Source organism: Mucilaginibacter arboris, assembly GCF_009754915.1.
Taxonomy (GTDB): domain Bacteria; phylum Bacteroidota; class Bacteroidia; order Sphingobacteriales; family Sphingobacteriaceae; genus Mucilaginibacter_A; species Mucilaginibacter_A arboris.
This window is the reverse complement of record NZ_WPIK01000002.1, coordinates 1-21,945: the sequence shown is the minus strand read 5'-3', so window position 1 is coordinate 21,945 and position 21,945 is coordinate 1. Positions and strand designations below refer to the sequence as shown.

The window sequence follows — 21,945 nt, the reverse complement described above, 5'->3', positions numbered from 1 at the left end:
TTTATACCGATAAAAGAAGCAAGCGCAAAGACGGGCATGAGTAGTTTTGATTATAAAGAAGCCTTAAAGGAAATTCCGCATAAACCGGGCGTGTACCAGTACTGGAATGAGGAGAACATTATTATATACATTGGCAAAGCCAAGGACCTTAAAAACCGGGTTAGTTCTTACTTTAACAAAGACGTTCTAAGCACTAATGGCAAAACCAGAATGCTGGTTTCCAAGATCAGGAAAATTACTTTTACCATTGTTGATACCGAAATTGATGCCTGGTTGCTGGAAAACAGCCTGATTAAAAAGCATCAGCCGCGTTATAACGTACTGCTTAAGGATGATAAAACATATCCTTGGTTAGTTATTAAAAACGAGCATTTTCCACGAATTTTCTGGACGAGAAGGATTATTCGTGATGGTTCTAAATATCTTGGCCCTTATGCTTCTATCAGCATGATGCATACTATTTTAGACTTGATCCGAGAAACTTACCCGCTCCGCACCTGCAATCTCGCGCTTACGCCTCAAAATATTGATGCCGGCAAGTTTAAAGTTTGCCTGGAATATCAACTTGGCAATTGCAAAGGGCCTTGCCAGAAGTATCAGTCCGAAGATGATTATCAGAACAACATTGAGGAGATTAAAGATATTTTAAACGGCAAAACAGGCGCTGTTGTAAAAAAACTGAAAGAGCAAATGGAGCAGGCTGCCATTAATCTGGATTTTGAAACTGCACATAAATTAAAACGGAAGTTTGATTTGCTGGACAATTACCAGAGTAAATCAACAGTAGTCAACTCTTCTATTACCGATGTAGATGTTTTCAGCATTGCTTCCGAAGAAAAATATGCTTTTGTTAACTTTCTGAAAGTGATGAACGGCGTGATCATTCAAACACAAACTATCGAACTGAAAAAACAATTAGACGAAACGGATGAAGAATTGTTAAGCATTGCTATTTCTGAATTCAGAACGCGTTATAATAGTCAATCAAAAGAAGTAATTGTTCCCTTTGAGATGAATGTGGACGAAGGTTCTGCCATTCGTTTTACTGTTCCGAAATTAGGCGAAAAGAAAAAGTTGCTCGATTTGTCTGAAAAAAATGTGCAGTTTTTTAAGCGTGGAAAAATTGATCAGTACGAAAAGTTAAACCCGGAAGTAAGGACCGACCGGCTGCTTACACAAATGATGAAGGATTTACGCCTGAACCAGTTGCCGCGCCATATTGAATGCTTTGATAACTCCAACTTTCAGGGTTCTTTCCCAATTTCTGCAATTGTAGTTTTCCGTGATGCCAAACCTTCTAAAAAAGATTATCGTTTTTTCAACGTAAAAACAGTAGAAGGCCCGAATGATTTTGCAACGATGGAAGAAGCAGTTTTTCGCAGATACAGAAGAATGCTGGACGAGCAGCAGGAATTGCCGCAACTGATTATTATTGATGGTGGAAAAGGGCAACTATCATCAGCAATGAAAAGCTTAAAAAAGCTGGATATTGATAAAAAAGTAACTGTAATCGGGATTGCAAAACGTTTGGAAGAGCTGTATTATCCGGGCGACCAATACCCGATGTATCTGGATAAAAAATCTGAAACGTTAAAAATCATTCAGCAATTGCGAGATGAGGCACACCGTTTTGGTATTACGGCACACCGTAAAAAACGCAATAAAAGCACTTTGGTTACCGAGTTAGAAAATATTCCGGGTATTGGTAAAACCACTTCAGCTAAACTGCTTACCTATTTTAAGTCGGTAAAAAGAGTACGCGAAGCGACACAGGAAATGCTGATGGAAGTAGTAAACAGCAAACAAGCTCTGGCCATTCACGATTTTTTTGCACAAGAAAAAGCCCCGCAAGAATAATCTTACGAGGCAATGCTTCTTTTATCGGGCAAAAATCAGTGTTTAATACACCCACAAATCCTGTTCGTAATTCAGTAGATCTTTTTTAATCTTTTCTGATTCGTACAGCTTGTCAATTCCCTGAGCGTAATCCTTAATCCGCTCGTCTTTATCGTTAGATTCTTTAACAATATAACTGGAGAAAATCCGCTTCATAAAAATATCATCAAAACTTAAACCGGTAGCATCATTATGGCGGTTCATGGCTTCTTTGGTAACCAAAATATTTCTTGCTTCAGGAAAATAGATCCAGAAAGCAGGCTGATAATCTAAATTCAATCCGCCAGCATGAGATTTAATCATTGGAGCGATACCAATAATTCGCGGTTCAAAAACAGAACGTTGTTTATCAAAAATCCAATCTTCTTTAATCCTGAACTTTACAACACTATCCGGATTAAATTCTCCCATTTGCATTTGAGAACCGATTTTATCACCGTTTTTGTCAAACTTATCAATCATCACACTATCGGCCATTTTAGCCATTGCCTGAGCTGGCTTTAATAATGCAGAAAACTCATCTCCGTTCGGGTCATTTTTACTTGGAGAAGGATCATAAGCATTCAATTCGCCTTTGGCAATTGCATCCATTAAAATATCGATCAATCTTGCTTTTGGAGAAGCTAAGTATTGGTTCATCCGTTCGCGAACATCAATTTCGCGCCAAACCCTTTTTGCAAAAGCTACATCAGCTTCGCGTAACGTTTGATAAGGCGTAACTTTCGCATTCAGGATACTGGTTTTTTTGTAATAGCCATCCTGTGGTTTATAATAACCATCCTGCGGCCGAACAAAAGGTTTAATATTACTTGTATCAACTAATGCCTGCGATTTAGCAGATGTTGGTTGTTTTGCAGCCGTAGTTTTGCGGGTGGCTGTTCTTCTGGTAGCGGCCCTTTTACGCGTTTGTGCGTAGGAGCTCATGCAGATGAAGCATAAAACTAAAATAACCAAGTTCCTTTTCATATCCTTTTAATTAGCAAGAAGTACAATTGGATCTAAACCACGCTGGGTACCATCTGGCCCGACAGCAATAATATTATCAAATACTACGCGGGATCCAGGCGTAATAGTAGCCAGTGCAGCACGCATCGGACCAGAAAGTTCACTTCCTGAACCAGAAATGGTAATGGCATCCTGACGGGGTTTAATAATCGTTAATGAAAAACGTGTAACATTAAATTTAGCATCAAAATCAAAATTTTCTAATTTGGCAAAAACTTTGTCCTGGGCTTTAATATTTCCGGAAGCAGTAGTGCCGCTACTTTTACCTGCAAATTGTGCTTTAGGGTCTGGGATCCTTTTTACGCGAAACTCTTGCACGCCCAAAACCTGTGTTTTACCGGGAGAGGTTTCACCCGAAACAGTAATTTTAGCCGTAGTACCGGGTGAGGATACTGTAGCAACAAACTTTCCGGCAGAACCGCTGATAGAACCGCCGCTAATGCTTAAATGAAGTTTTTCCCGTGCAATACCAGGTGCAGAAACCGAAACAGGGTTAGGCACACCAACATACAAAACATTCATTTTATCAGGCGAAACAACAGCCGAAGGACGTGCTACCTGATAAGTTTGCGGCGCAGTTTTGTATTCTTTTATAGTACCATCGTTTTGCTTTACCCTGATGCTGCCCACCCAGGTAAAAACACCTTCACGGCTTGTTCCAACCGTATATTTCCCTCTGCCGTTTTGGGTTGCTAATTTAGCTCCGTTAACTGCTATATCCGGATTTGATTTAGAATCTGAAGCTGTTAAAAACACTTCTGCTGTATAAGGTTGCCCTGCTACTACATAACTGCTTGGCGCCACTGCAACTGCAGAAAACTGATCTAAGTTAACAACAGCCTGGTCCATTTTTCCAAAAATTTTCTTTACCACATCAGATTCCGCATTTTTGGTATCTGTTTGGATTTTGGTAAGAACTGTCATGGCAGCAGTAAGCGGTGTACCTTCACCAAAATTAATTTCTTCCCATTTTCGTTTTCCTTCCACTGCTTTTTTAGGATCGTTTGCTTCTAATGAAAATGTTAACCCCTGGCGGTCTTTCGGGTCAACAAGCGAAATTAATTTCTCACGCGTTTCATTGATCTTGTTTTTAAGCTTCAAACCTTCGCCCTGGTTAACCATATAACCGGGAGAAATATCTAAGTTTGCCCTTTCAACCAAGTCGCCTGATTCTTCGCTATAACCTTGGCCTTCCTTAACAAAATGTTCTTTAAGTTTATCAATATAAGAATTTAAATCATCTGCTACTGCCCTGGCTTGTACCGCTTTATCATAAATTGGTTTTGCCCGTGCAGGCTCTTCTTTCAATTTTGTATTCTCAAAAGAAGTAAATAGTTGAGTAACGCTGTTGTTTACATTTGTTTTAGAAGTATTTAAACTGTCGTTTATATTTTTAAATGCATTTAAAATTGTGTCCGAGACATTCAAGGCTAGCATGGCAAGCAATACCAAATACATGATATTGATCATCCGCTGCCTTGTCGTTTCCTTACCTCCAGCCATTTGCTATTATTTTATCTAAGTTGTTATAATGTAGTATATTATTTATTGTTCACTTAGGGGCGTGGCTGGTTCATGGCTGATAACATATTACCGTAAATGTTATTTAAAGAAGCCAGATTTTTTGCCAAACGGCCTACTTCATCTTTAAAAGCTTTAGAATCATCTAATGATTCGTTAAAGTTTTGCATGGTTAAAGAAACATTCTGGTAAAACTTGTTCATCGATTTCAAGTGCGCACTTGAATCTTGTAATTCAAGTTCATATACTGCGTTTAAGGCAGATAAATTTTTAGCCAGGTTATTTACCTGATCATGGTACGCTTTAGAATCAATGTTAGAATTGGCCATTTCGTTTAAATTTGCCGAGGCTTTTTCGAAAGATGTGCTTAGCTTATCATAGCTTGAAGCTGCTGTTTTTAGTTTAGTTGTAAACTCTGTTGTTGCAGCCCCAGCATCGGCAACTCTGGATATGGAAGAAACCTTATCACCAAATGTTCTTAATCCTTCGCCTAAACTTGTAATTAACTCCGGGCCTATTTTAGCATCTGACAGCATTTTATCTAAAGCAGCAGTAGACTGAACCTGAGCAGCAATGGCTTGCGCCGGACGAGCAGAAATTTTAGGTAATTCACCTGTAAAGTCATCGCTTAGTTCCGGGTAAACTCTTTCCCAGGCAGGATCTTTTGCAGGTGGAAAAAAGCCCGTCAAAAAGAATAAGCATGCTTCAACGCCAAGCCCTAATCCAATCATAATGTTACCGTAAATACCTCCTAAATGAAGGATTTTAAATAACGCACCTACAATTACGACGCTTGCCCCCCATGAAATTGCTGTGTGCAACCAGTCGAATTTTTTCTTTCCAGCCATAGTAGTTTTAATAGTTTTTGTTTTTAAAAGTAGATGATATAATAGTTCAATTAATAATTAGAGCGCTTATCATGAATGTCCCTGCCCAGGAAGTGTGTTACGCAGCGGAAGCCGATGTATGATTTTGCTGTATCCTGGTACTCGTAACTACGGGTAGAATTTTGCAGAAAGTAACCGATATCTTTCCAGGAACCGCCTCTTACTACCTTACGTTTAAGCACTTCCGGATCACTTGCTTTAGCTTCGTAAGTAAAAGTAGGACTCATATCATGTACAAATGTTGAAGCAGATTCATCATAAGCAGAAGCAGTCCACTCTGCCACGTTTCCGGCCATGTTGTATAAACCATAATCATTTGGAAAATAAGAATGAACACTTACGGTATAAGCGCCACCGTCACTCGCATAATCTCCGCGGCCAGGTTTAAAATTAGCCAATAAACAACCTTTGGAATTTTTAATATATGGGCCGCCCCAAGGGTAATCGTTTCCTATCCGGCCGCCACGTGCTGCATATTCAAATTCTGCCTCAGTGGGTAAGGCATAAAGTTGACGGTGTGGTAAACCTCTCGAATCTTTATAGGCATCATTATAACGAGAACGCCAAACAGTATAAGCACGAACCTGACGCCATGTAACCCCAACTACCGGATACTGTGCGTAAGATGGATGAGAAAAATATCCCTCAACCATTGGCTCATTAGCAGCGTACGAGAAATCGTTTAACCAACATAAAGTATCTGGGTAAACAGGAACTGTATCACGAAAAATGATGTCAGAACGCTTTTTTGTTTTATCAAAACGGTTATTAGATGCTTCACGCAAAGGAATAATGGCGTAATTATATTTCAACAGGCGTACATCTATTTCATTCTTGTCGAAAATCCGGTCATCTCCCTGGTAATACATGCCCTGCAATTTGGTCTGATTGTTACCTGCATTGGCATTTTTCCCCTTTCGTGTACTAAAAACAGGATTCTTCTTTACATAATCCCAGTTAATGTATTTTTTGCCGCTTGGGTCTGGCTTTGCATTTTTACCGCCTGGTTTAAAGTAATATTTATCGTCGTTTAAATATTGAGTAATGGCGATAGAATCACGCACTGTATTAACAAACTGTTTATATTGTGCGTTAGTTGTTTCCGTTTCATCCATAAAAAATGGGGGAACAGTTACCTGTTTGTTCTGTGCGGTTTGGGCAAAAGTTACATCCTGGTCAGTTTGCCCCATCAAAAAGCTGCCACCAGGAATATAAACCATTCCATATGGCTGTTCCTGTTTAAAAGGTTTACTATAAACACCTCTTACCTCTCCCCTGTCACTGCTTGACATACAACTGCTTAAAGCAGCAATTAGTAAGAATGATAGCCCAAAATATATGTTTTTCATTTTCGCATTCAAAGTATAAACAAACCCGGTTAAATTAATCCAATAACTCAATTTCATTTAATATATTTTCTGCTGATGTCATTTTATTGATCTTAAGAAAATATATTTTATCGTTTTAAAATTAACTAAACTATTGATATGAATACAATATATCGATGCGATATTTAAAATTTAATATCCCCCGCATATTATACTGCATAAAAACAGCTTGCTCAGTTGATTTCTTTACGCAGGACAGGCAGGTAAAGTTTCGGAAAATGCATTGATTTTACTAATAACTTAAACAAACAAAAATTATTTTATTTGTTGGCCAGTTTAATATACTGTTCAATAGCCATGGTCATAGAAGGGGCTTCTGGAACGGGTGCCGGAATATCTAAAATCAATCCTTTTTCTAATGCTGCTTTATGTGTAGTAGCTCCAAAAGCAGCAATCCGTGTATTTTTTTGTTCGAAGTTTGGAAAGTTTTTGTAAAGTGATTGGATACTTGACGGACTAAAAAAAGCAATAATATCATAGAACACTTCTGCCAGGTCAGAAAGGTCGCTAACCACTGTACGGAACAAAACTGCAGGTGTAAAATTATATCCGTTTTCGGCTAAAAACTTCTGGGTTTCCTCTGCTGCTACATCAGAACACGGGTATAAAAACTTTTCGTTAGTATGTTTCTTTAATACTTCCGCTAAGTCGCTTGCTGTTTGTTTCCCAAAAAATATTTTTCTTTTACGGTATTGAATATATTTTTGAAGATAAAGTGCAATGGTTTCCGACAGGCAGAAATACTTCATTTCTGCCGGAACTTCAAATCGCATTTCTTCGCATATCCTGAAAAAATGATCTGCTGCATTACGACTGGCAAAAATTACAGCCGTATAATCTCCTAATACAATCTTTTCTTTCCTAAAATCTCTCGCAGGAACACCTTCCACATGAATAAAAGACCTGAAATCAATTTTTAAATTATATTTCTTAGCCAGTTCTGTATATGGGTTCTTATCCGATTCAGGTTTTGGTAGTGTTACTAAGATGCTTTTTACTTTTTTTAATCTTTCAGCGGTAACCTGCATAAATAGCTGTCTTTCTTATAGTTTTAAAGCCTTTATTAATATGAGAACAGGGCAAAACTCGAGTGCACAAAGATAAATAAATAAATAAACTTTACTAAATCTATATATGGAAAGGATATTTATGCTGCTCCGAATATATTGCCAGAATAATATAAATATAATTAATAACCCAAAAACCAGTAATACAATAGGTTTAAGGCTATCGGCAATTAACCCGAAACATACTACGAGTGGCAGACTGATAAAAGTTACATTAAAATAGGTAAGGTAAAGCACCGAAATGTATTCTTTAACCAAGCTCCGGATGTTAAATATCAACCCTAATACCCGCAGCACAATTATTTTCAGTATAAAAAAAATAATTACTGCAAAAGTAAAACCTAAATATAATTGCCAGCCATTATCTGTATAGCTACGGTTGTAATAAGATAGTACCTGGTAAAATAAAAGGCCTACAGTTGCCCCAAAAAGTAAAAACAACAAGATAAAAGACCAGGAGTTAATCAGGTTTTCTTCTTTAGAAAATTGAGACAGTATCCTTTTGTTATAAAAAGACTGTATGATATCACTGATTGCTTTATTTAAAAACCGGTTAAGTAATGCGGTATATAACAGCAGGCCCAGCATTACGGCCAGCATCCAGCCATTTCTTAAATTACGGGTTTTGCCTTCCTGCACTTTTGTTTTTACAGGTTTGTAATGCAGGTCGAGGAACGCATAGCCAGTATATAAGTTAGCCTTCAGCACGCTATCCATAAACTGGTTTTTTCTGGCAGGATCTGGCGGAGCAATAAAAAACCTGGCAAGCGAATCAGCATACTGTTGCTGTTTTAACTGAGCAGCAGAATCTAATGCGGTTAAGGGTTGCTGAAGCAGGGTATCAGAAATTGCTGTTTGCGCACATACTGTTTTTACCAGTATAAAAATAAGGACTAAAGTAAGTGTTAAACGCATGCAATTATTCAGGATACTATTCTTCTACGCATCTATACCGCAAATTTATCAGAATATTTTTGTTTAAATTACTGTTGCCCGCTATTTAAATGGGCAAGATGTTGCATACTTTCTTTCAGGTTTTCGTAAAGCTTTACAAACAGCTCATAGTATTTGCTGTAAACCAAATGTTTTTCCGGGTCTGGCTGGATGATTTGTTTATGCTGATCCTGATCCTTCAAACTAAAACCTGAGAATTTACCAGTTTGAACAGCGAGATAAGCTGCACCAATGGCAGAAGCATCTTCTGCTTGTACTACCACTAATTTTTTACCGGTAATATCGGCCATTAGCTGTACCCAAACGCGCGAAGCCGTAAAGCCACCGCTCACCCTGATTTCTTCTATTTTTCCGGAGGATTGAACAACGGCATCAAGCACACTATAAATAGCGTAACAAACACCATCCAGCGCAGCTTTTAAAAAATTGGTTTGTGTATGTTCTGTTTTAATACCGAAATAAACGCCGCAACTGTTGCTGTCCCACAAAGGCGTACGTTCCCCGGTTAAATAAGGCAGAAAAAGCAAGCCATTATTGCCTGGCAGCAATGTTTCTACCGCCGCAAACAATTGCTGGTAATTTGCTGCCGATACTGTTTTTATCGACATAAAATTTTCCAGCAGCCAGTTTAAAATTAAACCACCGTTATTAATAGCCCCTCCGCAGATGTACGTTTTTTCATCCAAAATATAATTAAAAGTCATTGCCTTAAAATTGTATAATGGTTGCTTGCTTGCCATGCGTACCGCGCCACTTGTACCGATGGTTAATGCGGCAGTACCTGGCTGGTTTGCCCCGCTTCCTAAATTAGCCAGGCAACCATCATTGGCACCAATAACCCAATATGATGCTTCGTTTATGCCAGTTAATTTGAGTATTTCCGCTTTTGCATCTCTTCGCATATAACTTGTACTTACTGGTTCCGAAAGTTTTTCGGCAGCAATACCAGCCAGGTTTACAGCATCCTGGCTCCAGTTAAACTGCACAATATCAAACAAACCGGTTGCAGAAGCGATAGAATGATCCACCTGAAACTGTCCGAACAACCGAAACCAGATCAATTCTTTAATAGAAATGAACTTTGCTGTTTGACTGAACAAATCTTTCCTGTTCTCCCTAAACCAAATAATTTTGCTTAAAGGCGACATGGAATAAACAGGCGTACCAGTTTGTTCGTACAGGTTTTTTCCTTTGGGAGAAAAACGAAGCTGCTCTGCAATCATTGCGCTTCTGGTATCGGCCCAATTGATCATGTTTGTTAAAGCCTTGCCGTAATTATCAACCAAAATTAAACTGTGCATGGCACTGCTCAAACTAACAGCTTGCGGCGATGAACCTAAACGGCCAACTATTTCCCGGATACAATTTAAAAATCCCTGCCAGATCAATTCCGGGTCCTGCTCTGCATAACCCGGTTCCAATGGCAACATCGGATAGTACACTTGCGATGAACTTATTGCTTCTCCATTTAAACCTACCGCAACAGCTTTTACACTGCCCGTACCAATATCTACACCTAATATATATGCCTGCACTTCTGTTGAGATTATTTTAATCAGCCTATAAAAACATTATGCTGTTTTTAGCAGGTAAAAATAATGTTATTTATAACAGCTTTATTTACACACAAACTTTTTACCGGTAAAAGAAGCATCCGAAGATCAGTTTTTTAACCCATACAATTAGCTTAAATTTGCGGCAACAATAGCTGTCGCAATTAAAAATTAAATTATTCGGGCAGCTTTTTCATTCAAATGGCCGGCATTTACATTCATATTCCCTTTTGCAAAAAAGCCTGCCATTATTGCGACTTCCATTTCAGTACTTCTTTTCAGTATAAAAAAGAAATTTTGCAGGCTTTGCAGCAGGAAATCAAAATGCAAAAAGATTACCTGCAAGGCGAAGTAATTGAAACCATTTATTTTGGCGGAGGAACGCCTTCTGTTCTGGAAGCATCAGAAATTAATGCTTTGCTGGATGCCGTTTTCACTAATTTTTCGGTTAAGGCCGATGCCGAAATTACTTTAGAAGCTAATCCGGATGATCTGGATCAGCAGAAAATATTCAACTTAAAACAAACGCTCATTAACCGTTTTAGCATCGGTGTTCAATCTTTTTTTGAAGAAGATTTGATTTGGATGAACCGTGCACACAACCATGTTGAAGCTTTTACCTCGATAAAAACAGCACAAAATGCAGGTTTTAACAATATTACCATCGATTTAATTTATGGTTATCCATTACTTACCAACACCAAATGGCAGTATAATTTAGAACAGTTTTTTCTGCTGCAGATACCACATCTTTCGGCTTATTCCATGACTGTTGAGCCGCAAACGGCACTTGCTTCTTTTATCAGCAAAAAAAAGCAGCCGGAAATGAACGACGAACAAAGTGCTGCGCAGTTTGAATTTTTAATGGACCAAGCAGAAAAACAAGGCTTTCAACATTACGAAATTTCTAATTTCAGCTTGCCCGGCTGGCATTCGCGCCATAATTCCAACTATTGGAAAGGTGTAAAATACCTCGGCATCGGCCCTTCTGCGCATTCTTTTAATGGCGAAACACGGCAATGGAATGTAGCTAATAATCATCAGTATTTAACCGCTCTTCAACAAAATCAAATTCCTTTTACGCTTGAAGTTTTATCTGCACAAGACAGCGTAAATGAGTATATCATGACTTCGCTTCGGACCAAAAAAGGATTGAATTTGGATCACGCAAATCTATTCGACAATACTGCTTCAATAGCAATACTAAAAGAAGCGCGCCGGTTTGTCTCTAAAAACTGGCTTCAGCAAACTAATCAGCTTTTAACTTTAACCCGCGAAGGAAAGCTATATGCAGATCATATTGCTGCCCAATTGTTTGTATAAATCCTGGTATTCTTTGCTTTCATCTTTCAATAACTCCTTCATAATCTGCAATTAGAATTTATTTCAAGCTGATAAAAAACCGGAAGAAAATATTCAACGTACCTTCTTTCATATCAACTTAAACACAATGAAAAAATTAATTTATGCAGCCCTTGCTTTAGTAGCTTTAGCATCAGCCCCGAATGTTTACGCGCAAAAAGACCCAATGGTTGGTGGTGCAGCTATGTATCCAACAAAAGACATTGTTGATAATGCCGTAAATTCTAAAGACCACACTACTTTGGTTGCTGCCGTTAAAGCAGCAGGTTTGGTAGAAACTTTAAAAAGTGCTGGTCCGTTTACCGTTTTTGCACCAACCAACGAAGCATTTGATAAATTGCCAGCCGGAACGGTAGAAACTTTGGTAAAACCAGAAAACAAAGCAACTTTAACTAAAATTTTAACTTACCACGTTGTTGCAGGCAGATTATCTTCTAAAGATATTGCAGCTAAAATAAAAGCTGGCCACGGTAAAGCAGAATTTAAAACAGTAGAAGGTGGAACGTTAACTGCCATGATGAAAGGCGGAAAATTAGTTTTAACGGATGAAAAAGGTGGTACATCAACCGTTACCATTAAGGATGTTTTTCAAAAAAACGGGGTGATACATGTAGTAGATACAGTATTGATGCCTAACTAAGCTTAAAGCTTTTTGTAATAGTTTGAAACCCGGCGTATTTAGCGCCGGGTTTTCTTTTTGTCATAATTTTTGAGGAAACCATTCCGCTACTTTTTAAAAAAGGAAAATATTTAATTTTGTTAAGTTAAATTAAAGTTAAATAATTATGGGCTTTAAGCTTACCGAAATCAACCGCGTTGATCGTATTTCCAAAGAGGATTTCATCAACAATTACCTTATCCCACACAAACCATTAGTCATCAGAAAAGCAACAGAAACCTGGCCGGCTTTACAAAAATGGACTTTTGATTATTTAAAAGAAGTTGTGGGCGATAAAACCGTGCCTTTGTACGATAGTTCAAAAGCTGATCCTTCAAAACCAATCAATGCTTCTGCTGCGGAGATGAAGTTTGGCGATTACATCGATCTCATCCAAACAAAACCAACAGATTTAAGGATATTTTTATTTGACCCGATAAAAGAAGCACCAAAATTATTGGAAGATTACCGTTCGCCAACAGATTTAATGGGCGGCTTTCTGGATAAATATCCAAATATGTTTTTTGGCGGAAAAGGTTCTGTTACTTTTCTTCATTACGATATTGACCTGGCGCACATTTTCCATACGCATTTTAACGGACGAAAACATGTAATTCTGTTTGATTATAAATGGAAAGAACGTTTGTATGCGTTGCCTTTTGCTACTTATGCTTTAGAGGATTACGACGTGGAACGTCCGGATTTTGAAAAATTTCCGGCTTTAGACGGAATCGAAGGACAAGAAACGATTTTAGAACATGGCGATACTTTATTTATGCCGACAGGTTACTGGCATTGGATGAAATATCTGGATGGTTCTTTCTCTATTTCACTTCGTGCCTGGGATAAATCGTGGGCAATCAAAGCAAAAAGTTTATATAATTTAACTGTTCAGCGGAAGTTTGATAATATGATGAAGGCCAGGTTCAAAAATAAATACATGAACTGGAAAGAGCAGGTTGCTATAAAACGTGCCGAAAAAGCATTAGCTGAACATTTTCCCCAGTAAAACTTAGCTTTGTAAATTTTGCTTTGCAGCAAAATTTTGCATACTTCTTTTATCAGGTTAAAGTTATTAGTTAAGTTTACATAAATTTAGCAGTTACTTTAACCTGATAATATGAGCTTTATCCTCAAACCGGTAGATACGGTTGATACAATTGACCCTGTAACTTTTCAAAAGGAATATCTTGCCAAACGCAAACCTTTAGTAATTAAAGGATTAACCAATAATTGGCCAGCACGGGAAAAGTGGACGCCAGAATACATGAAAGCTGCGGTTGGAGATAAAACTGTTCCGCTTTATGATAATTCTAAAGCTGATCCTTCCAAACCAATTAACGCAGCAGCAGCAGAAATGAAGTTTGCTGATTATATTGATCTGATTAAAACCCAGCCAACAGAACTTCGTATTTTCTTTTTCAATATTTTTAAACAAGCACCACAACTGTTAAATGATATTGTACTGCCCAAAGATTTAATGGGCGGATTTTTAGAAAGTATGCCCGCTATGTTTTTTGGCGGATCAAATTCGGTTACTTTTCTCCATTACGATATTGATTTGCCACACATTTTCCATACGCATTTTAGTGGCCGTAAACATGTGATCCTGTTTGAAAACAAGTGGAAACGCCGTTTATATTGTATCCCAAATGCCACTTATGCTTTGGAGGATTATGATGTAGCAAACCCGGACTTTAACAAATTTCCAGCGTTAAAGGGTGTTGAAGGACAGGAAGTTTTTCTGGAACACGGCGATACGCTGTTTATGCCGACCGGTTACTGGCATTGGATGAAATATCTGGATGGTTCTTATTCTTTAAGTTTACGTGCCTGGGATGCATCCATTAGCCGAAAAGTAGCAAGTTTATGTAATTTAGCTATCAAAGGAGGCGTGGATAGTGTTTTAAAAATGGCTTTAAAAGCGCCTTACGCCAAATTTCGGGAGGAACTGGCTGTTAAAAGGGCAGAAAGAGCTTTAGCGGCAGGCAGTCCGCGATAGGTGTAGAGACGTTGCATGTAGAGTCGTTGCATGCAACGACTCTACCGCTTTGTTCCAATTATTGGCGATGCTTCTTTTACCAGCATACTTCTGTCATTCCCAAACGAAGGAAGAAATCTCAATCGACTTGTATTTAACGTTCTTTTTGCTTGACCAAAAAGGACCAACGAAATCAAGACAAACCCGATCCCTCCGGGCGTTTTGTCAGGCCTTCCCGCGCCTGGGCGGAGACCTATCGCTTCGGAATGCCCGACTGGCTATCTTGCGCTGTTGAATGGCTTTGTTTCTAATGCTTCTTTTATCGGTATAAATCAGGTGTATTGAAAAGGACGTACTTGTCTTGTTGAAATGGCAGGTCCGTTTGCAAGGTAGCAACTGAGCATAACAAATCGCCTATCGATGCTTTGTAACACCAACCTGCTCACAATATTCCAAAACCGGACAAGCAGTACAATGCGGAGAAACACCCGTACAAATATGCTTTCCAAAAGGCATTAATAAACGATTAATGTCAATCCATTTTTCCTGCGGAATAGTGTTTTGCAGAAAAATCATGGTTTGTTCCGGCTGCAACGTTTTGGCAATCCCCCAACGGTTTACTACCCGATGTACATGAATATCAACACTAATTCCCGGTAGTTTTGCCGCAACCCCTAAAGCTAAGTTGGCACATTTCGGCCCTACTCCTTTTAACGCGGTTAATCCTTCAAAATTTGCTGGCAGTTGTCCGTTGTACTTTTCTACAGCTGCTTTTGCAATACCAAGCATGGTATCTGCTTTTTGCCCGGGAAAAGTGCATCCATATAACAATTCAACTAATTTTTCATGTGATAAAAGAAGCATTGCCTCCGGCGTGCGTGCTTCAGTAAATAAACGCAGCGAAACCGGAATGTTGGTTTCATCCAAAGTACGGACAGAAATAATACAGGAAATGAGTTGTTCAAACAACGTAGTATAACCGCGTTCGTATAAATCAAACATGGCAGCTTTTGGATAAGCAGCGATAGCTTTTTCAATTCGGCTTAATACAGTTTCAAGATCAAAAGGAAGTTTCATTAACACGAAAAAAGCGAAAAGCCATTAATTGTTTCTGCTAACTTGTATGATCACACACAATTTTCCACTCACCTCTAATCCTTCTCAGCCACAACGTAAAGAACCCTTTGGGTTCATCTTTTTCGCGCTTTAAATTCCATGCACCTAAAACAAAGGCATTTTTTATATCGATGATGTTGATTTGCAAGATATTGAAAGTAAGTGTTCCCATACTATCTTCACCCAGATAAGTTTTTTTGTAATTGTCCCATGTTGTTTTCCAGCCAAATTTCGGCCCATCTTTCCCCACAAATAACAACGAATCCGATTTCCAGTAACCGCTCATGTAACCTTCCAGGTCGCCGCGGTTCCAGGCCAGCCGCTGTTTTTCCAGCAAATTTGTAATTGCTTTTTTATCCTGAGCAGAAGAAAAGGTTGCTAAAAGAAGCATCAGGCAAAATAAAAATGTCGTTTTCATCTGTTAAAAATAACATTTAATCAGCTAAAGATTAGTTTTACATTTTAACTTTTTAATAGATGGAAAAGCAGGTTTTATGTTTCGGCGAAGTTTTATGGGATGGTTTTGGTGCAGATAAAAAAGCAGGCGGCGCACCCATGAATGTGGCCATGCATCTTTTACAGCAACAAATCCCGGTGCAAATGCTAACACGGATTGGAAAAGATGATTTAGGAGACGAGCTGTTGGCTTATTTGCAGGAGCAGCATTTTCCGGCACAATTAATTCAGCGCGATGCGGAACTGCCAACTTGCCTCGTTACCGTTTCTTTAGATGAGGACCTGCAGGCAAAATATGTAATTCCAAAACCGGTTTCCTGGGACAATATCCAACCAGAAAAAACATCGGTAAAAGAAGCATTTTCGTTTGATGTAATTGTTTTTGGAAGTTTGGCCTGCCGCAGCGAAACCAGTTTTAACACATTACTTAAGTTGTTGGAAAAACCTGCATACAAAATATTTGATGTGAATTTAAGGCCGCCACATTTTACAGAAAATGTAATTGAAACTTTAGCACAAAAGGCAGATATGGTAAAAATGAACGAAGAAGAAATGCTGTTTTTATCACCTAAAAATGAACGAAACACATCTTTAGAAGATCAGATGAGGGAATTTAGTTCGCGTTTTCATACCAAAACCGTTTGTGTAACTTTAGGCGGACACGGTTGCACAGTTTTACACCAGCAGCAGTTTTATAAGCATCCGGGTTTTAAAGTGAAAGTTGCCGATACGGTTGGTGCCGGAGATTCTTTTCTGGCTACTTTTATCGCAGGTTTATTAAACAATTTGCCGATGGAAGAAATCCTGGTTAATGCTTCGGCAATTGGCGCTTTTGTTGCAGGCAGCCAAGGGGCTAACCCTGTTTACCATCCTGAAAAAATAAATGCAATTAAACAGCAGAAATAATGCATTTTTATCGTTAAACCCTAAATAACGTTGTATATTTATTAAAGCAAAGGCTTGTCATCTTGCTGACAGTTTTTTTGGTCAATCATGCTTTGCATCAAACTAATAGCTTCATTTGTCCGTTAATTTCAAGAAAGGTTTAAAATGCGTGGTTTCGCTTTCTCAAAATATATTCCTCAGCAAATCCCAAAAGGTGGATTTGATGATTTAATGAAATTGTTTCTCGAATTGCTTAATTATACCTCCGGTGATGCAGGTGAAGCATTGGCCTGGATGAATGAGCTTGACAAACAATACAACATGACCAACGATGAGTATGGCATGGGCAACTTTATTGATGACCTGAAACAAAAAGGTTATCTGGATGAAGATAAACAAAACGGTGAATTTAAGATCACCGGAAAAACAGAACAAAGTATCCGGCAATCAGCGTTAGAAGAGATTTTTGGCAAGCTAAAAAAAGCCGGAAAAGGCAATCACCGTTCGCCGCTTTCTGGCCAGGGCGACGAAAAAAATTCTGAACGCCGCGAGTATGAGTTTGGCGATAGTCTGGATCAGATTGATATGACGCAATCGATCCATAACGCTCAGGTAAATCATGGCATTGGCGATTTCCATATGACAGAAAAAGATCTGGAAGTAGAAGAAATGGACTTTAAAGTGCTGACTTCTACTGTTTTAATGATCGATATTTCCCATTCCATGATTTTGTACGGAGAAGACCGCATCACACCAGCAAAAAAAGTTGCGATGGCTTTGGCAGAATTGATCCGAACAAAATACCCGAAAGATACTTTGGATATTGTGGTTTTTGGTAACGATGCGTGGCCGATCACTTTACAGGATTTACCTTATTTACAGGTTGGCCCGTATCACACCAATACTTACGCTGGTTTGGAATTAGCTACAGATTTGCTTCGCCGAAGGAAAACCCAGAACAAACAGATTTTTATGATTACCGATGGTAAGCCAACCTGCCTGAAAGAAGGATTAAAGTATTATAAAAACAGTGTTGGTTTAGACCGGAAAGTAGTAAACAAAACGCTGAACATGGCGGCGCAATGTAAACGTTTAAAAATCCCGATTACTACGTTTATGATTGCTAAAGATCCTTATCTGCAACAGTTTGTACGAAAATTTACTGAAACCAACGGCGGCAAGGCTTTTTACAGCTCGCTGAATGGTTTAGGCGAATACATTTTTGAAGATTACATCAGGAACCGGAGAAGGACTGTTAGATAGTCGTGAAGACAAAATAGCGTGCTTCTTTTATCAGTAAAAAAACTATTAATTAAAAAATTCCGATTATTGGCATTCCAACTTTCGGACTAAATTATCAAACTATTTATTCCGGACTTTCGGTCTTTCCGACTTCCGGACTCCTTAAAAATAAATATGAACAACATCAGCACGCTTAGAGAATTAAAACAAAGCGGATATAAATCCAGATCAGTAAAAGAAGAGTTAAGAGAAAACCTGATCAAACTATTACAGCAAAAAGAGAACGGTTTTGAAGGTATTATCGGTTTTGAAGATACCGTAATGCCAGACCTGCAAACAGCCATATTATCGCGCCATAACATTTTATTATTAGGATTACGCGGACAAGCAAAAACACGTATTGCACGCTTAATGGTAAATTTATTGGACGAATATGTGCCTTATATTGCCGGTTCTGAATTGTTTGATGACCCTTTAGAACCAATTTCCTGGTTTGCCCGGAACGAAATTGAAACCAAAGGCGATGATACACAAATTGCCTGGATGCACCGATCAGAACGTTACACGGAAAAGCTGGCTACGCCGGATGTTACCGTTGCCGATTTAATTGGCGATGTTGACCCGATAAAAGCAGCAACTATGAAGCTGACTTATTCTGATGAACGCGTGATTCACTTCGGTTTGATTCCGCGTGCACACCGCGGTATTTTCGTCATCAATGAATTACCGGATTTACAGGCCCGTATCCAGGTTGCTTTGTTTAATATTTTGCAGGAAAAAGATATCCAAATACGTGGTTTTAAACTGCGTTTGCCTTTGGATATCCAGTTTGTATTTACCGCAAACCCGGAAGATTATACTAATCGCGGTTCTATTGTTACACCGTTAAAAGACCGTATCGAAAGTCAGATTTTAACGCATTATCCGCGTACCGTAGAAATTTCCCGTCAAATTACACAGCAGGAAGCTTCTTTAAGCAGAGAACAAAAAACAAGCGTAGAAGCAGATGATTTGGTGAAAGACCTGGTAGAACAAATTGCTTTTGAAGCACGGAACTCAGAATATATTGATAAAAAATCTGGTGTTTCTGCCCGTTTAACTATTTCTGCTTACGAAAACCTGATCAGCAACGCAGAAAGAAGAATGCTGATTAACCGAGAAAAAAATACATTCGTCCGCATTTCTGATTTCTTAGGTGTAATTCCGGCCATCACCGGAAAAATCGAATTGGTTTATGAAGGCGAACTGGAAGGACCGGCAAAAGTGGCTAATATTTTAGTTGGAAAAGCGATTAAAACATCCTTATTAAAATATTTTCCGGAACCGGAAAAAGCAAAAAAAAGCAAAAAGCCGAATCCCTATGCCGAAATTATCAATTGGTTTAGTGCCGGGAACAACATTTCTATTATCGACGATCTGCCCGGTCAGGAATACAAAAAACTGCTTTCATCTGTTCCCGGTCTAAAAGATTTGGTCAAAAAACAACATCCTAACCTTTCTGAAAATAACCAGTTACTTTTAATGGAGTTTGTTTTACATGGCTTAGCAGAATTTTCACAGGTAAATAAAGGTTATTTAGATAACGGTTATGCATTTTCGGATATGTTCGACAGCTTGTTCAACATGCCAAAAGACGATGACCTGGATTTTGATGACCGTTATTAACATGCTTCTTTTACAGGTACTTTTTATACATGACTAACCCTTTCGTTTTAATCGGCGTTTGCATTTTACTATTGCTCGCCGATTTTTATATTATAAATGGTATTCGCGGCGCGTTAAAAAAATTCAGTTTTCGCTTTATAAAAAGGTTTACTGTTATTTTTTGGGCGGTTTCGATCCTGTTGATTATTGGTGTTTTTGTATCCGTTTACTTTAATATTGGCGTTGGCGCACGTGCAGCAATTTTGCTGGTGTTTTTCATTTTGCTGATCGCCAAAGTATTTTTACTGCCATTTATTTTGGTTGACGACGTACGCCGCATTTTTTTATGGATCGCCAGAAAATACAAAAAGCCAGAACCTGAATTTCCGGCAAGCCAACCAAAGCCGGATCATATTCCACGGTCAGAATTTTTAATGAAAGCAGGATTAATTACAGCTTCACTCCCGCTGGCTTCGCTTTCTTACGGTATTATTTCCGGCGCTTACGATTATCGCATCCGCAGGCAAACCATTTATCTGCCTAACCTGCCAAAAGCTTTTGATGGCATTAAATTAGGGCAAATATCCGACATCCATTCCGGCAGTTTTTATAATAAAAAAGCAGTATCCGGAGGAGTGGATATGCTGCTGAAAGAAAAGCCCGATTTCATCTTTTTTACTGGTGATTTAGTAAACAACAAAACCAGCGAAGTAAGAAATTACACCGATATTTTTTCCCGCATTAAAGCGCCTCTTGGCGTTTATTCTACTTTAGGTAACCACGATTACGGTGATTATTATACCTGGGGTTCTATTCAGGACAAACAGCAAAACCTGAAGGATATGCTTTCAGTGCATAAAAACATGGGTTACGATTTGCTAATGGATGAAAACCGGAGGTTAAAAGTAGATGGGGAAGAAATTGGTATTCTGGGGATTCAAAACTGGGGGGCATTAAGCCGCTTTCCAAAATATGGGCGAATGGATTTAGCTACCAAGAACACAGACGATTTACCGGTAAAACTACTTTTATCGCACGATCCTTCCCATTGGCGTGCACAGGTTTTACCAGAATATCCGCAAATTGACATGATGTTTTCCGGCCATACACACGGTATGCAGTTTGGCGTACGGTTGGAACATTTTCAATGGAGCCCGGTGCAATACATTTACAAAGAATGGGCCGGCCATTACCAGGAAAACAATCAGCAATTGTATGTAAACGTGGGTTATGGTTTTTTAGGTTATCCCGGCCGTGTGGGCATTTTACCGGAAATTACCATTTTTGAGTTTAAATCTGGTAGTAATCCACATCCTTCAAAAAATTCTTAATCAATAAGCAGCATATTTGGTTTTCTATTTGGATGAGGAAACTATTTTATGCTGCTTTTGATTTTCTGCTGTTCAGCAACCTGTTTATGGCTTTGTGTGCTGTTGCGCAAGCCATGGTTACTTTTATGCTGATTGGTTCTCCACCAGTTTATACCGTTCTGGCTATCTTATTTTTATCTACTTTATTCATTTATAATTTCAGCATTTTATTAAGCAAACCTAAACATCCCGAAAGTTCGCCTTTAAAACGCGTACGCTGGTTTTTTGCCCAATATAAACTGATGGTTGTAATCACCATCATTTCGGCAATGCTTCTTTTACCACTGTTTTTTTTGGTTTCTGCCAAATCCAGGGTTTTGCTGATTTTTCTTTCTGTTTTGTCTGTAGGTTATGGCATGCCTATGTTTTCTAAAGGCAATCAAAAGTTTGGCCTGCGGAATATTCCCGGTTTAAAACTATTGCTTATTGGCTTTACCTGGGCATTAAGTGTCGTGCTTTTGCCCACTTTTGAAACACAAAATATTTATCACCTAACCGTTTCTCGTACCGATATACTTCTTTTAACGGCTAAAAGATTTTTGTTTATCACCGCAATGGCTATTCCGTTTGATATTCGGGATTTGTTCAATGACCGAAAGCTTGGCCTAAAAACCGTACCCGTAGTTTTTGGCGAGAAAAACGCTTATTTGCTTTGCCAGTTTTTGTTAGCCGGCCACTTGGTCTTATTATTTCTGTTTAAAGATCATGGTTTTGATAATAGTTTTTTTGCACTTACCTTAACCATTATATTAGCAGGCTGGCTGATTTTTCGATCTAAGTTCGAGAAGAATGAGTATTATTATTTTTTTTATGTAGATGGTGTTTTGATTTTGCAGTATTTTTTGATGGTGGTTATCACGCATGGTTTTAGTGTATAAAATAAGTATAATAATACAACTTATAAAAAGTTCATCGTACAATTATGCTAAACAAAATTATCCTAACTTTTATAATATTTAG

The 21,945-nt window shown here is 38.5% G+C and carries 19 protein-coding genes; 10 read left to right on the top strand and 9 right to left on the bottom strand.

Translation table 11 applies throughout. The features are described from left to right. The first annotated feature begins 36 nt into the window (after positions 1-36). Positions 37-1,857: an excinuclease ABC subunit UvrC gene (gene uvrC / locus GO621_RS01990; protein WP_157563687.1), complete on the top strand. Its 1,821-nt coding sequence runs from the start codon at positions 37-39 to the stop codon at positions 1,855-1,857. Positions 1,858-1,899: 42 nt separating this feature from the next. Here uvrC and porN read toward each other — a convergent pair whose 3' ends face one another. The 7 genes from porN to GO621_RS01955 form a co-directional block, all read right to left on the bottom strand. After that, on the bottom strand, positions 1,900-2,862 hold the full coding sequence (porN, locus tag GO621_RS01985) for a type IX secretion system ring subunit PorN/GldN (protein ID WP_232335568.1): 963 nt from the start codon (positions 2,860-2,862) through the stop codon (positions 1,900-1,902). A 6-nt stretch (positions 2,863-2,868) separates the two neighbouring features. Beyond that, positions 2,869-4,404, bottom strand: coding sequence for a type IX secretion system motor protein PorM/GldM (porM, locus tag GO621_RS01980; RefSeq protein ID WP_157563684.1), 1,536 nt, complete (start codon positions 4,402-4,404; stop codon positions 2,869-2,871). 53 nt (positions 4,405-4,457) lie between these two features. Then, a complete protein-coding gene (gene porL / locus GO621_RS01975) occupies positions 4,458-5,270 on the bottom strand; it encodes a type IX secretion system motor protein PorL/GldL (protein ID WP_157563681.1) in 813 nt (270 codons plus the stop codon). Positions 5,271-5,320: 50 nt separating this feature from the next. Then, entirely contained in the window at positions 5,321-6,658 is a 1,338-nt protein-coding gene (gene porK, locus GO621_RS01970) for a T9SS ring complex lipoprotein PorK/GldK (RefSeq protein ID WP_157563679.1), read from the bottom strand. A gap of 299 nt (positions 6,659-6,957) precedes the next feature. Beyond that, positions 6,958-7,725: a uroporphyrinogen-III synthase gene (locus tag GO621_RS01965; RefSeq protein WP_157563677.1), complete on the bottom strand. Its 768-nt coding sequence runs from the start codon at positions 7,723-7,725 to the stop codon at positions 6,958-6,960. 15 nt (positions 7,726-7,740) lie between these two features. After that, positions 7,741-8,679 carry a DUF4271 domain-containing protein gene (locus GO621_RS01960; protein ID WP_157563676.1) on the bottom strand — a complete coding sequence of 313 codons (939 nt, stop codon included), beginning with the start codon at positions 8,677-8,679 and terminating at the stop codon, positions 7,741-7,743. 68 nt (positions 8,680-8,747) lie between these two features. Then, entirely contained in the window at positions 8,748-10,253 is a 1,506-nt protein-coding gene (locus GO621_RS01955) for a gluconokinase (RefSeq protein ID WP_317163372.1), read from the bottom strand. A gap of 219 nt (positions 10,254-10,472) precedes the next feature. On the opposite strand from GO621_RS01955, the gene hemW reads away from it, so the two are divergent. The 4 genes from hemW to GO621_RS01935 all read left to right on the top strand — a co-directional run bounded on the left by hemW (position 10,473) and on the right by GO621_RS01935 (position 14,293). Then, positions 10,473-11,594 (top strand): radical SAM family heme chaperone HemW, encoded by a 1,122-nt coding sequence (gene hemW / locus GO621_RS01950; RefSeq protein ID WP_157563673.1) that lies wholly within the window; start codon positions 10,473-10,475, stop codon positions 11,592-11,594. Positions 11,595-11,721: 127 nt separating this feature from the next. After that, positions 11,722-12,273: a fasciclin domain-containing protein gene (locus GO621_RS01945; protein WP_157563671.1), complete on the top strand. Its 552-nt coding sequence runs from the start codon at positions 11,722-11,724 to the stop codon at positions 12,271-12,273. 145 nt (positions 12,274-12,418) lie between these two features. Beyond that, the gene (locus GO621_RS01940) at positions 12,419-13,300 is read left to right on the top strand and encodes a cupin-like domain-containing protein (RefSeq protein WP_157563669.1); all 882 of its coding nucleotides are present in this window, start codon (positions 12,419-12,421) and stop codon (positions 13,298-13,300) included. 111 nt (positions 13,301-13,411) lie between these two features. Further along, a complete protein-coding gene (locus GO621_RS01935; protein ID WP_157563667.1) occupies positions 13,412-14,293 on the top strand; it encodes a cupin-like domain-containing protein in 882 nt (293 codons plus the stop codon). Positions 14,294-14,686: 393 nt separating this feature from the next. On the opposite strand, the gene GO621_RS01930 is transcribed toward GO621_RS01935, so the two are convergent. After that, on the bottom strand, positions 14,687-15,349 hold the full coding sequence (locus GO621_RS01930) for an endonuclease III domain-containing protein (RefSeq protein ID WP_157563664.1): 663 nt from the start codon (positions 15,347-15,349) through the stop codon (positions 14,687-14,689). Between the two features lie 37 nt (positions 15,350-15,386). Then, positions 15,387-15,806 (bottom strand): YybH family protein, encoded by a 420-nt coding sequence (locus GO621_RS01925; protein ID WP_157563662.1) that lies wholly within the window; start codon positions 15,804-15,806, stop codon positions 15,387-15,389. 59 nt (positions 15,807-15,865) lie between these two features. Between GO621_RS01925 and GO621_RS01920 the strand changes: the two genes are divergently transcribed. The 5 genes from GO621_RS01920 (at position 15,866) to GO621_RS01900 (ending at position 21,863) form a co-directional block, all read left to right on the top strand. Continuing rightward, complete coding sequence (locus tag GO621_RS01920) at positions 15,866-16,750, top strand: carbohydrate kinase family protein (RefSeq protein ID WP_157563660.1); 885 nt, start codon at positions 15,866-15,868, stop codon at positions 16,748-16,750. Positions 16,751-16,894: 144 nt separating this feature from the next. Continuing rightward, complete coding sequence (locus GO621_RS01915; RefSeq protein ID WP_157563657.1) at positions 16,895-17,992, top strand: vWA domain-containing protein; 1,098 nt, start codon at positions 16,895-16,897, stop codon at positions 17,990-17,992. A 153-nt stretch (positions 17,993-18,145) separates the two neighbouring features. Further along, the gene (locus GO621_RS01910) at positions 18,146-19,636 is read left to right on the top strand and encodes a sigma 54-interacting transcriptional regulator (RefSeq protein ID WP_157563654.1); all 1,491 of its coding nucleotides are present in this window, start codon (positions 18,146-18,148) and stop codon (positions 19,634-19,636) included. A gap of 29 nt (positions 19,637-19,665) precedes the next feature. Next, entirely contained in the window at positions 19,666-20,946 is a 1,281-nt protein-coding gene (locus GO621_RS01905) for a metallophosphoesterase (RefSeq protein WP_157563651.1), read from the top strand. Between the two features lie 32 nt (positions 20,947-20,978). Then, a complete protein-coding gene (locus GO621_RS01900; RefSeq protein WP_232335567.1) occupies positions 20,979-21,863 on the top strand; it encodes a UbiA family prenyltransferase in 885 nt (294 codons plus the stop codon). Positions 21,864-21,945: the final 82 nt, after the last annotated feature.